13 protein-coding genes are annotated in these 14,506 nt (G+C 39.7%); 9 read left to right on the forward strand and 4 right to left on the reverse strand.

The window, feature by feature from the left end:
* Window positions 1-105: 105 nt before the first annotated feature.
* Together ACNR9Q_RS14580 and ACNR9Q_RS14585 are read right to left on the reverse strand one after the other, a co-directional pair.
* Window positions 106-1,011 (reverse strand): universal stress protein, encoded by a 906-nt coding sequence (locus ACNR9Q_RS14580; RefSeq protein ID WP_419211957.1) that lies wholly within the window; start codon window positions 1,009-1,011, stop codon window positions 106-108.
* 88 nt (window positions 1,012-1,099) lie between these two features.
* On the reverse strand, window positions 1,100-1,789 hold the full coding sequence (locus ACNR9Q_RS14585; RefSeq protein WP_419211958.1) for a Crp/Fnr family transcriptional regulator: 690 nt from the start codon (window positions 1,787-1,789) through the stop codon (window positions 1,100-1,102).
* Between the two features lie 122 nt (window positions 1,790-1,911).
* On the opposite strand from ACNR9Q_RS14585, the gene ACNR9Q_RS14590 reads away from it, so the two are divergent.
* The 8 genes from ACNR9Q_RS14590 to ACNR9Q_RS14625 all read left to right on the forward strand — a co-directional run bounded on the left by ACNR9Q_RS14590 (window position 1,912) and on the right by ACNR9Q_RS14625 (window position 10,833).
* On the forward strand, window positions 1,912-4,308 hold the full coding sequence (locus tag ACNR9Q_RS14590; RefSeq protein ID WP_419211959.1) for a heavy metal translocating P-type ATPase: 2,397 nt from the start codon (window positions 1,912-1,914) through the stop codon (window positions 4,306-4,308).
* A 323-nt stretch (window positions 4,309-4,631) separates the two neighbouring features.
* Window positions 4,632-4,826, forward strand: a complete 195-nt coding sequence (gene ccoS / locus ACNR9Q_RS14595) for a cbb3-type cytochrome oxidase assembly protein CcoS (protein WP_419211960.1) — start codon at window positions 4,632-4,634, stop codon at window positions 4,824-4,826.
* 9 nt (window positions 4,827-4,835) lie between these two features.
* Window positions 4,836-7,037 carry a cytochrome-c oxidase, cbb3-type subunit I gene (gene ccoN / locus ACNR9Q_RS14600; protein ID WP_419211961.1) on the forward strand — a complete coding sequence of 734 codons (2,202 nt, stop codon included), beginning with the start codon at window positions 4,836-4,838 and terminating at the stop codon, window positions 7,035-7,037.
* Between the two features lie 3 nt (window positions 7,038-7,040).
* Complete coding sequence (locus ACNR9Q_RS14605; protein ID WP_419211962.1) at window positions 7,041-7,232, forward strand: CcoQ/FixQ family Cbb3-type cytochrome c oxidase assembly chaperone; 192 nt, start codon at window positions 7,041-7,043, stop codon at window positions 7,230-7,232.
* Window positions 7,229-8,239: a cbb3-type cytochrome c oxidase N-terminal domain-containing protein gene (locus tag ACNR9Q_RS14610; RefSeq protein WP_419211963.1), complete on the forward strand. Its 1,011-nt coding sequence runs from the start codon at window positions 7,229-7,231 to the stop codon at window positions 8,237-8,239. The genes ACNR9Q_RS14605 and ACNR9Q_RS14610 overlap by 4 nt, the downstream gene beginning before the upstream one ends.
* A gap of 5 nt (window positions 8,240-8,244) precedes the next feature.
* Window positions 8,245-9,663, forward strand: coding sequence for a cytochrome c oxidase accessory protein CcoG (ccoG, locus tag ACNR9Q_RS14615; RefSeq protein ID WP_419211964.1), 1,419 nt, complete (start codon window positions 8,245-8,247; stop codon window positions 9,661-9,663).
* Window positions 9,664-9,678: 15 nt separating this feature from the next.
* Complete coding sequence (locus tag ACNR9Q_RS14620) at window positions 9,679-10,125, forward strand: FixH family protein (RefSeq protein WP_419211965.1); 447 nt, start codon at window positions 9,679-9,681, stop codon at window positions 10,123-10,125.
* A 3-nt stretch (window positions 10,126-10,128) separates the two neighbouring features.
* The gene (locus ACNR9Q_RS14625) at window positions 10,129-10,833 is read left to right on the forward strand and encodes a sulfite exporter TauE/SafE family protein (protein WP_419211966.1); all 705 of its coding nucleotides are present in this window, start codon (window positions 10,129-10,131) and stop codon (window positions 10,831-10,833) included.
* A gap of 501 nt (window positions 10,834-11,334) precedes the next feature.
* Here ACNR9Q_RS14625 and ACNR9Q_RS14630 read toward each other — a convergent pair.
* A complete protein-coding gene (locus ACNR9Q_RS14630) occupies window positions 11,335-12,156 on the reverse strand; it encodes a universal stress protein (RefSeq protein ID WP_419211967.1) in 822 nt (273 codons plus the stop codon).
* A gap of 56 nt (window positions 12,157-12,212) precedes the next feature.
* Window positions 12,213-13,574 (reverse strand): oxygen-independent coproporphyrinogen III oxidase, encoded by a 1,362-nt coding sequence (gene hemN / locus ACNR9Q_RS14635; RefSeq protein WP_419211968.1) that lies wholly within the window; start codon window positions 13,572-13,574, stop codon window positions 12,213-12,215.
* Window positions 13,575-13,847: 273 nt separating this feature from the next.
* Here hemN and ACNR9Q_RS14640 point away from each other — a divergent pair, with 273 nt between their 5' ends.
* Window positions 13,848-14,480, forward strand: coding sequence for a Crp/Fnr family transcriptional regulator (locus tag ACNR9Q_RS14640; protein WP_419211969.1), 633 nt, complete (start codon window positions 13,848-13,850; stop codon window positions 14,478-14,480).
* The last annotated feature ends 26 nt before the right edge of the window (window positions 14,481-14,506 follow it).

Genomic DNA, 14,506 nt, shown 5'->3' on the forward strand with positions numbered 1-14,506 from the left:
ACTGTTTTCTTTAAGGCCTTAAAGATATTTATAAATAACCGATGCCGACACTCGATTTTAAAAGTAAATGATAAACCTACCCGAAAAAGCAATCTATAATTTGAACTATTTGTTCAGTGCCGTAGAGAGCGTATTCAATTTTTGTACGGAATAGGATCGATCACCCACTTCCGGAAGTATCAAGACAGGGATTCTAGAGTAGAATGAACTTCTCTTCGAACCGAATTCCCAACAAAAAACGTCCATAAAACCATGGTTTCCATTCGACATCATTAATATATCTAGTCTATTTTCATGCCCTAAAGACTGTATGGAATAATTTAATGATTCGGTGGACATTAAATTATGGAACGAATGAGCAATACCTTCCAACTTTTTCTCTAACATGGTGCGATTAAAATGCTGTACTTCGGTCATTTTCTGTGCTTGACTTCGCACTCCTATTACCCGAAGGTTTGTTCGCAAAAGTTTAGTCAGTTGCACCATTGTACTTAGTTCTGAGGTTTCATACGAGTGCGTGAAATCTGTAAGAAAAGCTATGTTCTTTGGTGCTTTAAATTCAGCCTGTTTTGGTATCACGAAAACCGGACAATTCTTAATCGCCTTTAGAATCCTGATTGTATTTCTTCCCAAATACAAGTCCTCATTTGCCGAGCAGCCATGGGTTCCCATGAAAATAAAGTCTATGTCAAAATCGGCCACGGTCTCTTTCACCTCATCTACCAGCAAAGAAAAAGACGATATGGTTTTATAAGTATGAAGTGGATTTTTTGAATTTATTTTGATTTTTCTAAGGGTAGCCGCCAAGCCTTTTTTTGAAGAAACTGCCGGGTTTTTTTCAGCCATTAACTTTTGAACGGTGTCGGCCATAAACCTACTACTGCAAATTTCTGGCGTGTATGTATTCAAAAAATAAAAAGTGCAACGCACTTCATTAAAAAGATGTAGGGCATAGTTTGTGGTGTTCCAAGCGGTTGTAGAAAAATCAGTAAGTACCAGTATATTTTTCATATAAAGGGTTTGGATAAGTACTGGATAAAAGTAAAATCAGGTCTGTGTGTAAACTATGACATTTATCAGTAAATCTCATACGTTATAGTCAAAAGCCTTCTACCAAATCTTTTAGTTTTCGCTCTTCAATGATTCCTATTTTCTTACCCGATGTTTTAAGAAGTCCTTTTTTCTTAAACTCCGAAATCATACGGATCAGTGATTCTGTAGCCGTACCGACAATATTCGCATAATCTTCCCTACTCAAGGTCAGCACCAAGAATCCGTTTTTATCTTCACCATAGGTATTTTTCAAATAAATGAAGGCCTCTGCCAAACGTTGCTTCACCGTTTTTTGAGACATATTTACAATAACATCATCGGCCTCTTTAAGATCGTGGGCCATATGCCGCAATACTTCCAATGAAAAATAAGGGTTCGTATTAAGGGTGTTCGAGATGATTTCTTTTGGAATAAAGCAGACTTCCATATCACTTACCGCCGTAGCACTTAAATTGGTAATCTCCTCTGCAATGACAGATCTTTGTCCCATGACCTCGCCCTTACTGGCCAATTTCACAATCTGGTCTTTTCCATTGGTGCTCAACTTTGACAATTTGGAAACCCCTGCCCGTACGCAGAAAACACCATCCAATTTCTGACCTTCTTCAAAAAGGGCTTCACCTTTTTTGACTCTCTTTAAAATGCGGGCATCGGATACTTTTTTTAACTCCTCTTTGCTCAAAGCGCGCAAAGAGTTGTACTGTCGAATAATACAATTTTCACATCTACTTTCCATTTTCTACACTTAAAACCTGACATGGCAAATTTACTTAACCGGCAATGAACGAAAACTGACAATTGTCATATTTTAAAAAGTCTAGGGTACGCAACTTTGCCTTACGTATAAAGTGAACGATTATGAGCGGTACTAAATGCTATCATTGTGGCGATATTTGCGGTACCACCGCTTTGCTTTATGATGAAAAAAACTTCTGTTGTAATGGCTGCAAGACTGTTTATGATATTTTTTCGAGTAATGATCTATCCTATTATTATGACCTTCAATCTGCTGCTGGCACCACTCCAAAGACAATTGAAGGAAAATACGATTTTCTCGATAATCCTGATATTATTGAAAAACTGACCGAGTTTAACGATGGAAATATTCAGGTGGTCAATTTATATGTTCCCAACATCCATTGCAGTTCGTGTATCTGGATCTTAGAAAACCTGAACAAATTGAATCGACATATTACCAATTCCCAAGTCGATTTTCCAAAAAAAACAATTCGGGTCACCTACACGCACGATATCTTTTGTTTAAAGGAACTGGTTCTACTGCTTGCCCGAATAGGATATGAACCTTATATTTCCTTAGATGATTTCGAAAACAAAAAAAAGGGAGCCGACCGAAGTCTTATCTACAAATTGGGGGTCGCAGGATTTGCTTTTGGCAACGTCATGTTCCTTTCTTTTCCCGAGTATTTCGATCTGGAGTCAAGCGCTGACTCTGGAGGTGAATTTTGGCTGAACAAATATCAACACGTCTTCCGTTGGTTGATGTTCATCTTCTCCTTACCCGTGGTTTTCTATGCGGGTTGGGACTATTTTACATCTGCCTACAAAGGTCTTCGCTCAAAATTACTGAACATAGATGTACCCATCGCTTTGGGAATTTTGGTGTTATTCCTTAGAAGTACGTTTGAAATACTATTTCAATTGGGAAGTGGTTTTTTTGATTCGCTCACCGGCCTGGTATTTTTCTTGTTACTGGGTAAATTTTTTCAACAAAAGACCTATAGTTTCCTATCGTTCGAACGTGATTATAAATCTTACTTTCCTATTGCCATCACACGTCTTACGGCAGATGGAAAAGAAGAAACAGTTCCTGTACAGAACATCAAAAAAGGGGATCAACTACTCATACGTAACGAAGAAATGATCCCTGTTGACGGCAGCCTACTTAAAGGCAAGGCCCGAATAGATTACAGTTTTGTTTCCGGTGAATCAGAGCCCGTTAAAAAACAAGTTGGTGATGTTCTTTTTGCCGGCGGAAGACAGTTACAAGGCGTCATTGAAATGGTAGCGCTAAAATCGGTTTCTCAAAGTTACTTGACCCAATTGTGGGGTAATGCCGTATTTTCGACGGACAAAGCCACTTCATTTCAAAATTTGACGGACAGTATCGGTAAACGTTTTACCATCGGCGTACTGTCCATTGCTTTTGTCTCCACTGCCTTTTGGTTGTTCTACGATCCCTCAAAAGCCCTGAACGTCTTTACCGCCATTTTAATAATCGCCTGCCCCTGTGCCATAGCCTTGGCCGCCCCGTTTACCTTGGGGAATATGCTACGTATTTTTGGAAAGAAGAAATTCTACATAAAGAACACACAGACCATTGAGCGACTGGCACAAGTAGATACCGCTATTTTCGACAAGACGGGCACCATCACCACTTCTAAAAAAAGTACGGCTTTCTATGAGGGCATGCCGTTGACCGACATAGAAGCATCACTACTTAAAAATACCATACGCGCCTCAAATCATCCCTTAAGCAGGACGCTGTACGAATTATTAAAAGAGCAGGATATTATAACCTTGGACGAATATGAGGAACATATTGGTAAAGGTCTGGAAAGCAGCAAAGACGAAATACACATGAAAATTGGTTCTGCCGCTTTTGTGGGAAAAGAAAAAACGCAGGACCTCTTGGAAACTTCTATCTACATAAGCGCCAATGATGCCTATAAAGGCCGGTATGTTTTTCATAATGAATATAGGGACGGACTTGCGGAAGTATTCCAAAATATGTCCGCCACCCTTAATTTGGCCATTTTATCTGGCGACAATGAAGGTGAAAAAGCACGTTTGGAAACATTGTTACCCAAAATGACGCCTCTTTATTTCAATCAAAGACCAGAGCATAAATTAGAGTTCATAAAATCATTGCAGCAGCAACATAAAAAAGTGTTGATGGTCGGTGATGGACTTAACGATGCGGGTGCCCTGGCCCAGAGTGATGTCGGTATCGCCATATCTGAGAACATTAATGTGTTCTCTCCTGCCTGCGATGCTATTTTAGATGCTTCTAAATTTCAACAACTTTATAGTTATATTTTGGCTTCAAAAAAGGCCATGCGCATCATCAAAATGAGCTTTTTACTATCGCTACTATACAACTGCGTGGGGCTATATTTCGCCATATCAGGACAGTTAGAGCCCGTTATCGCAGCTATTTTAATGCCGCTAAGCTCTATAAGCATCGTGAGCTTTACAACACTCGCCACCAATCATATCGGTAGAAAAATCGACTGATCCGCAATGGGTTGTAAATTTAAATATTTCTCTTAGCCCATAAGTTCAATCAGAGGAGTTCAGTGCATTTTTCCACCTAAACGAGAACCTATTTTCTTAAACTGTTAATTTTCGTATTTCCTTCACCTTTATCCCATTCATTTTTTGGAGAAATACTTTACTCTTTTTTAGATAGACACCACATTATCAATATACTAAACCTAAAAGAAGAGCGTCTTTTCAATCACACTTTTTTAGTCATTAAAAGAAAAACTAAAAGTATGACAATTGTCATTTTCTAAGGTCGGCCCCTCCCCTAATTTTACCCCATAATTCAGGTAATCATGAGTGTTATTTATGTGTTGTTGACCATCAGTTTAATCGTTGCCCTTCTTTTTTTCGTGGCTTTTATTGTATCGGTAAGAAGCGGTCAGTACGATGATTCGTACACCCCCTCTATCCGCATGCTTTTTGAAGATGAACTGGTAAAGACAAAACAAAAAAATAACATCGAATCTCAAAAAAATCCAACTAAATAGTTACCACTTATGGAAGTACAGCAGTTTTATTACGACAACAAAATTGTAAAAAAGTTTCTCTATGCCACCATGCTTTGGGGAATCGTGGGCATGTCCGTAGGCCTTCTTTTGGCCTTTATGTTTCTTTTTCCGAATGTTACCGATGGCATTTCATGGCTTAGTTTTGGTCGTTTACGCCCCTTGCACACTAATGCCGTCATTTTCGCCTTTGTAGGGAATGCCATTTTTGCCGGGGTCTATTACTCTAGCCAGCGTTTACTAAAGGCACGGATGTTCAGTGATTTTCTGAGCAATTTCAATTTTTGGGGGTGGCAGGCCATCATCGTTGCCGCAGCAATTACCCTTCCATTAGGTTATACTACCTCTAAGGAGTATGCTGAACTGGAATGGCCTATTGACATTGCCATCGCCTTGGTATGGGTAGGTTTTGGGGTAAACCTTATCGGTACCATTTTAAAGAGAAGGCAGCGGCATATGTATGTGGCCATTTGGTTCTATTTGGGTACTTTTGTTACCGTTGCAGTGCTCCATATTTTCAATAGCTTAGAGCTGCCTGTAAGTGCCTTAAAAAGCTACTCGGTGTATGCCGGGGTGCAGGATGCTTTGGTGCAGTGGTGGTATGGGCATAATGCCGTCGCCTTCTTTTTGACGACTCCGTTTTTAGGCTTGATGTACTACTTTGTACCTAAGGCGGCCAATAGACCCATTTATTCCTATAAATTATCCATTGTCCACTTTTGGTCCCTTATTTTCATCTATATCTGGGCCGGTCCGCACCACCTGTTATATTCGGCTTTACCAGACTGGGCACAAAACTTAGGGGTGGCTTTTTCCGTCATGCTCATCGCTCCTTCCTGGGGTGGTATGATTAATGGACTTTTAACCCTTCGCGGCGCTTGGGATAAGGTTCGTACCGATCCTGTCTTAAAATTTATGGTGGTCGCCATAACCGGTTATGGTATGGCCACATTCGAAGGCCCTATGTTATCCCTGAAAAATGTAAATGCCATCGCGCATTTTAGTGATTGGATCATTGCACACGTACACGTCGGTGCTTTGGCCTGGAACGGTTTCTTAACTTTTGGAATGATCTATTGGTTAGTACCTAGAATGACAAAGACCACTTTATTTTCGAGAGGATTGGCCAACTTCCACTTTTGGATCGGCACCTTGGGAATCATTCTCTATACCTTGCCCATGTACGTCGCCGGTTTTACCCAAGCGTTGATGTGGAAAGATTTTAATCCTGATGGCACCTTGGTCTACGGAAACTTTCTGGAAACCGTTACCGAAATAATCCCCATGTACTGGATGCGTGCAATTGGAGGAAGTCTTTACATTGTTGGAGCTTGTGTCATGATCTACAATGTGGTAGCCACCATTAGAAAAGGTAGTAGCATTGAAGATGAATTGGCCGAAGCTGCGGCATTGAGTGTAGTTTCCAAAAAAAGAACGGCCGGTGAAACCTTTCATACCTGGCTAGAACGCAAACCTGTTCAATTGACCATCTTGGCCACGATTGCCATTCTGATCGGGGGTATTATACAGATTGTCCCCACCATTTTGGTAAAATCGAACATTCCAACCATAACCAGCGTAAAACCCTATACCCCTCTTGAATTGGAAGGTCGTGATCTTTACATACGTGAAGGTTGTGTAGGTTGCCACTCACAAATGGTACGTCCTTTCCGTAGCGAGGTTGAACGTTATGGAGAATATGCAAAAGCGGGAGAGTTTGTCTATGACCATCCTTTTTTATGGGGCAGCAAAAGAACCGGACCAGACCTATTGCGTGTTGGTGGCAAATATTCCGATAATTGGCACCTGAATCACCTGTACGATCCTCAAAGTACTTCTTCAGGCTCCATCATGCCCGCCTATCAATGGTTGGTACGAAACAAACATGACCGCAGTGGTACAGCATCAAAAATGAAGGCTATGGTCAGTCTGGGCGTCCCCTATTCACAAGAGGATATCGACAACGCCCAAAAGAACATGTCCGTTCAAGCTACTGAGATAGAAAAGAATCTATATGCAGATCCCGATTTCGCCAAAAGTTATGAAGCCGATAAAAAGTATGCCGAAGAAAATGGTGAAGAATTCATACAGATGAAAGATCGGGAAATTGTAGCCCTAATCGCCTATTTACAGCGTTTGGGAACGGATATTAAAATTAAAAATTCAACCACAACTCTTTCAGAAAACAATTAAGTCATGCTAAAATTTGTAAAAGGATACATGGAAAATATAGAGGACGTTGCTACGTACCCTATGATCTCATTACTCATCTTCTTTGTTTTCTTCACCCTTCTTTTTGTGTGGGTACTCACCGCATCTAAAGAACACATAAAAGAAATGAGCGAGATGCCCCTAGAAAATGATAACCAACAAAACGAGCAATTATGAAAAACAATACAGCCTGGTGGTTTAGGATAACCGTTGTATTCTTTTTGGTCTTTGGCCTAATGGAATATCTAATTGATGGAGGAAACAAGCCCGCATTCATGGCATACCCGATTTTAATGGTCTTATTGGTATTTTTTCTAATGCTTCTCATTGGAATTGCCTTTATAATTCAAGCCATTGAAAATGTAATGTTCAATACCCTATCGGAGGATGCGAAGGAACGCTATTTAGCCTCTAAGAACAAAACTTGGGAATGGTCTTGGGGCAAACGCGTCTATAAAAAGTTAGCGGGCACCAAACCAATTGAAGAAGAGGGTGAAATAATTTTAGACCATAACTACGACGGCATACGGGAACTGGACAATAAGTTACCACCTTGGTGGGTCTACATGTTCTATGCTACCATAATTTTCGCAGTGGTCTATTTGGCAAGGTTCCATGTATTCGGTGATTATGATCAAGATACGGAATACCTGACCGAAATCACATTGGCCAAAGCCGAGATAGAAGCCTATAAAAAAACCGCTAAAGGATTAGTGGATGTCAACACGGTAGAACTTTTGACAGAGCCCGCAGATATCAGTGCCGGTAAAAAAATATTTGAAAGCAATTGTGTTGCCTGCCATATGATTGATGGTGGTGGGGGTATCGGCCCCAACCTGACAGACCAAAATTGGATTTTAGGTGGTGGAATTAAAAATGTTTTTAATACCATTTCTGAAGGAGGCCGTGACGGCAAGGGAATGATTGCTTGGAAACAGACCCTGAAACCAGCAGAAATAGCACAGGTTTCGAGCTATGTGCTTAACTTTCAAGGTACAACTCCGGCCAATCCAAAAGCGGCCCAAGGCGATATTTGGATAGATCCGCACGCCAAGGTAGATGCCCCGAAAGTAGATTCAGTGAAAGTTAAAATAGAAGTCGACACCCTTGAATTTAAAAAAACCGTCGACGATGATATAGAGGATACCAAAGAGGAGGGTTCGACACTCAATAGATTTCAATAAAAATCATGGCACAAGACCAAGAACATTTTAGGGATTCAATAGGTACCATCAGTGAAGAAGGCAAACGCGCATGGGTATTTCCCAAAAAGCCAAGTGGCAAGTTTTGGAAATACAGAACCTATGTCAGCTATGCATTACTGGCTTTTTTATTGTCCGCACCCTTCATCAAAGTTCATGGTAACCAGTTTTTGCTGTTCAATGTTCTGGAAAGACGTTTTAATATTTTTGGATTTCCGTTCTGGCCACAGGATTTTCATCTTGTCGTGATCTCAATGATTATCGGGGTAATATTCATTGCCTTGTTCACCGTGGCTTTCGGCCGTATTTTCTGTGGATGGATGTGCCCGCAGACCATTTTTATGGAAATGGTGTTCCGTAGGATAGAATTTTGGATCGATGGCGATCGTGGTGCCCAAATTAAATTGGACCGCCAACCTTGGAATGCTGAAAAAATTAGAAAGCGGGTCACGAAATGGTTAGTTTTTTTCATTATTTCTTTTTTAATCGCCAATGTGTTTTTAGCCTATTTAATCGGGAGTGATACGCTTTTTCGTTATATCAGTGAAGGACCTCTAGATCACACCAGCACCCTTATTTCATTAGTCATATTTACCTGTGTCTTCTATTTTGTATTTGCATGGTTCAGGGAACAGGTTTGTATTATCGCCTGTCCTTACGGAAGGATGCAAGGAGTACTGTTGGACAATAAATCCATCATTGTGGCCTATGACCACAAACGTGGTGAGGGTGAAAATGGGCGGAAGAAATTTCGGAAAAATGAAGACCGACAAGCTTTAGGGCATGGAGATTGTATCGATTGTTTTCAATGTGTGAATGTTTGCCCAACGGGAATAGACATTCGTAATGGTACGCAATTAGAATGTGTCAACTGTACCGCTTGTATCGATGAGTGCGATAGCATCATGGAAAAAGTGAACCTTCCAAAAGGGCTCATACGTTATGCAAGTGAAGATGAAATTACCAAAAAAGCCAAGTTTAAATTCACTCCAAGATTGAAGGGCTATACGGCCGTGCTAACTATCTTGATCGGTTTATTGGTAGGGATGCTTTTTTTACGGAACGACCTGGAAGCTACTATTCTTAGGTTACCCGGTCAGCTTTATGAACATAAGGGAGAAAACATAATCAGCAATGTATATACCTATAAATTGGTCAATAAAACGACAAAAGATGTCACCGATGTTCATTTTAAACTCTTATCGCATAAGGGAATGGTGAAATTAGTGCGTAATGAAGATTTTGTAGTACCCGCGCAAAATTTGGCAGAAGGTACCCTCTTCATCGAAATCGATAATGCCGCAGTTAAAACGGATAAAGAAAAAGTTAAAATCGGTGTTTATAGTGGTGATGAACTTATCGAGACGACCACAACCGCATTTTTAGCACCGAGAAGTTATCGTTAATATAAAAAATAGGTTATGAAAATAAATTGGGGAACTGCCATCGTATTAGCTTTTATTGGTTTTATCAGTTTTATTCTGTTCTTCGTGTATCGAATGAGTACAGACCATCGTGCGCATCATGACTTGGTAACCGAAGATTACTATAGGGCAGAACTTGGCTTTCAGAAAGAAATTGATCAACAGAACAATGCCAATAAAAATTTTGCGAACCTGAACCTTGAACAATCTGATGAAGGACTCTTACTAGAATTTCCTTCTGATTTAAATTACGAAAAAATTGATGGAAAAATATCCTTTTATAGACCATCCAACAAAAAGCTGGATTTTGACATTGACTTGAAACTTTCTGGCCAAGAACTGCTGATACCTGACCAAAAGCTGTTGGATGGTCGTTGGGATATTACGGTCTCTTGGAAGTATGGGACTGAATCTTATTTGTTCAAAGAAAAACTAACGTATTAAAACATGGTTCTCTCTGGCTTCATATTAGGTTTGCTCGGAAGTTTACACTGCATCGGCATGTGTGGCCCCATTGCCTTTATGTTACCGGTAGACCGATCCTCCAACACTAAAAAAATCGTTCAAATCGGCATCTATCACTTGGGTAGATTGCTATCGTATGGCATTTTAGGAGTACTTTTCGGCTTTTTGGGGAAGGGACTGTATGTTTTTGGGTTGCAGCAAAAACTTTCCATACTCATCGGTTTGCTGATGATCCTCATCAGTATGACTCCCGTAGGCAAGCTCAATAAGTATAGCGTATCGAAGCCCATTTTCAAATTGATTTCCAATATTAAAACCAAATTGGGAAAAGAATTGAAACGGAAAACGGCAGATACTTTTCTTACCATAGGATTTTTGAACGGGTTTTTACCCTGCGGACTCGTCTATATGTCACTTTTTGGAGCTATAGCTATGGGAAACCCATGGCTTGGCGGGGGCTATATGTTATTGTTCGGTTTGGGAACAATACCCTTGATGACGACTGCCATTTATTTTAGTGGATTGTTAAAGGGAGCCAGGAGACTGAAAGTACAGCGTATGATTCCGGTCATTGTCGTAATCATAGGCTTGATTTTTATCATTAGGGGTTTAGGCCTTGGAATTCCATACCTATCGCCAAAACCAGTTCTAGAAGTAGTTTCCACCGCATTGGACTGCCACCCTTAACGTAAATCAAATGGCTTTTCAAACCCTAGCCCGGTTAAGTCCGTACTACTTATTTTAGATAACATGCCAGTATTTTGCTTAATGTCCATTTTTTCAATAAAACCCTAAGAACCGGATAACAATACTATGCATGCTACTATTCATTAATGATTGGGTCAACATCATTCGCAAAATCATGACATGCAATTTTTTTTGGTACTACCTCCTACCTTTTTATACTCCCATGAACCATTCTATATTCCCAGCTTCCATTTCCTAAAGTATTGGAATTACCGAAATAAAAACTGATATGTTGATACATAACATTATCTATCTTATACTAAAGTAAGCGACGTATTCGATGTATGGTCTTCTTCAAAATAGTAGGATATGGAATAACGAAAGGGAGTCCCACTTTCTTTGAAGGCAAGACTCCCGACATTGGTGACCTATAGCATAGCTCTGTATTTCGCTATCTTACAGGATTTTTTTATTTTTCCGTTTAAAAGTTCTAAGTATACCTCAAATCTTGAAGGTAATCACCGGTATACTAGCATGGTTGACCACATCTTCCCCTATACTACCATTGAATAGATGCGAAAGCCCCTTACGCCCATGAGTAGGAATGGCGATAGCATCTGCCAGAACAGATTGACCATAGTTGAGTATTCCCTGTTCTACACTGTAATCATTATATACTTCAACCTGTTGCCCTGCATTTGCCTTATTCAAAAACTTATTGATACGTTCATACGCGTCTCTATTACTCAAAAAGTCATCGTTGGGGGTATTTATATAAACTAGCTCCATTGTCGCTTTTAATACTTTCGCAAATTCTCTAGCTTTCTGAAAAGCTGGTAAGCTCTCATCAGTAAAATCACATGCAAACACAAATCTTTCTATACTAAAATTGGTCACCTCCCCTTTAATTACAATTACAGGTATGGAAGCATTACGGACCACTTTTTCTGCATTGGATCCAATAAAAAGCTCATCAAAACCACTTGCTCCATTTGAACCCATGACAATGAGGTCTGCTTTATGCTCTTCAGCAATGGCATCCAACTCACTAAAAACTTTATAATGCTTTATAATGGGGGTAACTTTGATTCCTTTCAAAAAGGGCTTGTCTAAAAACTCTTTTAAATTCTTCTCCGCCAACTTCACCAGGAATACCGTCTGTTCAGCATATATACCGTCAGGGGCAGTAATCAAAGCCTGATTAAGCTCCAGCATATGCACCACCAGTAATTCAACCTCATGTTTTTGGGCCAGATCCGCTGCCGCTTTGAGGGCATTCGAAGATTGATCGGAGAAATCGGTCAATACTATAATCTTTTTCATGATAATTTAATTTTAAGGATTAGTATTAAAAATGAAACCATGCCTTTAAAGGTAAATCAAATAGTCATGGAAAAAAGCTTAATATCGGGCGATTTTTTCTGTAATGGCAAGTCAAAGGCCATGCAGACGTTGCGTACGAAAGGTCTACCTTTTTCAGTTATTTTCAAACTGCCTTCCGTTATTTCTACAAGTCCATCTTGTTCCATTTCCTTTAATCTTTCCAAAATGCTATCCATCTGTGGAATGTGTAACCTAAAAACACTCCAAGTAGTCTGAAACCGGCACATTAAATTTAAGATATGTCTTCTAACAATCTGGTCTTCTTCCGTTAGTATGTGTCCTCTATAAACGGGTATAATATCCTTGGAAACTAAATCTTGATATTCCTCGACATTTTTTACGTTTTGCGCAAAACCGTACCAGCTATCACTTATGCTCGAAGCTCCCAGTCCGATCATTAAGTGGGTGTTAGAATTGGTATACCCCATAAAATTACGGTGCAACTTCCCCTTCTGCATGGCTGTATAAAGTCCGTCGGTTTTCAAGGCAAAATGATCCATTCCAATTTCAGCATAGCCTGCCTCAAGCAGCAGGTTTTTACCTTTTTCGTATTGTTCCCGTTTTTCATCTGCCGTAGGTAAATCTGAATCTTTATAACCCCGTTGCCCATTACCTGGCAACCATGGCACGTGTGCATAGCTATAGAATGCCAAACGATCGGGTTTTAGATCCTTGGTTATTGCTATCGTTTTTAAAACATGCTCTAGCTTTTGGTGTGGAAGTCCAAAAATAATATCATGCCCTATTGAAGTATAGCCAATCTCTCTGGCCCATTGTGTGACATTTTCAACATGTTCAAGAGGCTGTATGCGATGGATGGCTTTTTGAATTTTTTCATTATAATCTTGTACACCAAAACTGACGCGCCTAAAACCGACATCGTACAAGGCCTGTAAATGTTCTTTAGTAGTGTTGTTGGGGTGACCCTCAAAGCTAAATTCGGCCTCATTGGCCTTAGTGGCGAACTTTAAGATTCCTGAAATCAAGAACTTCAAGTGTTCTGGTGTAAAAAATGTCGGCGTGCCTCCCCCTAAATGCAATTCTTTAATGATAGGCTTTTCAGAAAAAATATTATTATATAGTTTCCATTCCCTTAAAATAGATTTTATATAGGGCAGCTCAACATCATGTCTTTTGGTGATTCGCTTATGACAGCCGCAAAATGTGCACATACTTTCACAAAAGGGAAGATGAATATACAGACTGATTCCCGTAGCCGAATTACTGGTATGAAAACTTCGTTGAACCGATGCTTCCCACTTTTTGCCAGAGAAGGTGTTGATATCCCAAAAAGGAACTGTAGGGTAACTGGTATAGCGAGGACCTGGTACATTGTATTTTTGAACAAGCGTGCACATAGTAAAATCTTTTGAGCAAATCTAGCCGCTATCCTTCTGAAAAAACATGACTTATATCAGGTTCTTTTTTGTAATGTTCCACTAATTTTCCTAAAAAATAGAAGGGTAGATTAAATTTGAACTATACGTATGTAACCTTTGTTACTGCGTAAAAAATGGACTGTACCTAATTTTGAACAGTATGTACCGTATTGTTAGCGACGGTTAAAAATTTTCAAAAACCTTATTTTAACACTTTTAAAAACAACCGTGATTGACCAAAATAAAATTTGAATGATTCAGGAACTAAAAGCAGAATACGGACATATTTTCGAAGAAAAACTCATCAATGAGATTATTCAAGTCGGTACTTTCAAAGATGTACCCGCAGGATTCAAATTAATGGAAATAGGTGATTACATAAGGGGTATGCCTTTGTTGGTTTCTGGAGTAATCAAAATTCTTAGGGAAGACGACCAAGGAGATGAACTTTTATTATACTACTTGGAAAAAGGAGATACCTGCTCCATGACCATGGCCTGTTGTATGGGCGACACCAAAAGTGAGATCAGGGCTCTTGCCGAGACAGATGCCAAACTAATTATGGTGCCTATTCAAAAAATGGAAGAATGGATCGCTACCTATAAATCTTGGCGAAACTTCGTTTTCAATAGCTATCACCTTAGGTTAAATGAGCTAATGAATACGTTGGATAGTATTGCCTTTCAAAATATGGACGAACGGTTGATAGGCTACCTCAAAGAAAAAGCAAGAGTGAACGACAGCAATGTTATTCATAATACCCACCAAGAAATTGCCTATGACCTTCACAGTTCTAGAGTGGTCATTTCTAGATTATTAAAAAAACTAGAGCAATTGGGTCATATTGAACTTCATCGAAATTACATCGAAATAAAACAATTATAATACCACTGTAACCATTGTTACTGCCC

Origin of the sequence: Maribacter sp. X9 (assembly GCF_048537565.1) — a bacterium.
In the GTDB taxonomy this organism is placed as follows: domain Bacteria; phylum Bacteroidota; class Bacteroidia; order Flavobacteriales; family Flavobacteriaceae; genus Maribacter.

Excerpts from the sequence above, each read along its gene's own strand:
- ACNR9Q_RS14605 (WP_419211962.1), top strand. The coding sequence starts at position 7,041 with ATGCTAAAATTTGTAAAAGGATACATGGAAAATATAGAGGACGTTGCT.
- ACNR9Q_RS14580 (WP_419211957.1), bottom strand. The coding sequence starts at position 1,011 with ATGAAAAATATACTGGTACTTACTGATTTTTCTACAACCGCTTGGAAC.
- ACNR9Q_RS14620 (WP_419211965.1), top strand. The coding sequence starts at position 9,679 with ATGAAAATAAATTGGGGAACTGCCATCGTATTAGCTTTTATTGGTTTT.
- ACNR9Q_RS14585 (WP_419211958.1), bottom strand. The coding sequence starts at position 1,789 with ATGGAAAGTAGATGTGAAAATTGTATTATTCGACAGTACAACTCTTTG.
- ccoN (WP_419211961.1), top strand. The coding sequence starts at position 4,836 with ATGGAAGTACAGCAGTTTTATTACGACAACAAAATTGTAAAAAAGTTT.
- ACNR9Q_RS14610 (WP_419211963.1), top strand. The coding sequence starts at position 7,229 with ATGAAAAACAATACAGCCTGGTGGTTTAGGATAACCGTTGTATTCTTT.
- hemN (WP_419211968.1), bottom strand. The coding sequence starts at position 13,574 with ATGTGCACGCTTGTTCAAAAATACAATGTACCAGGTCCTCGCTATACC.
- ACNR9Q_RS14640 (WP_419211969.1), top strand. The coding sequence starts at position 13,848 with ATGATTCAGGAACTAAAAGCAGAATACGGACATATTTTCGAAGAAAAA.
- ccoG (WP_419211964.1), top strand. The coding sequence starts at position 8,245 with ATGGCACAAGACCAAGAACATTTTAGGGATTCAATAGGTACCATCAGT.
- ACNR9Q_RS14590 (WP_419211959.1), top strand. The coding sequence starts at position 1,912 with ATGAGCGGTACTAAATGCTATCATTGTGGCGATATTTGCGGTACCACC.
- ACNR9Q_RS14630 (WP_419211967.1), bottom strand. The coding sequence starts at position 12,156 with ATGAAAAAGATTATAGTATTGACCGATTTCTCCGATCAATCTTCGAAT.
- ACNR9Q_RS14625 (WP_419211966.1), top strand. The coding sequence starts at position 10,129 with ATGGTTCTCTCTGGCTTCATATTAGGTTTGCTCGGAAGTTTACACTGC.
- ccoS (WP_419211960.1), top strand. The coding sequence starts at position 4,632 with ATGAGTGTTATTTATGTGTTGTTGACCATCAGTTTAATCGTTGCCCTT.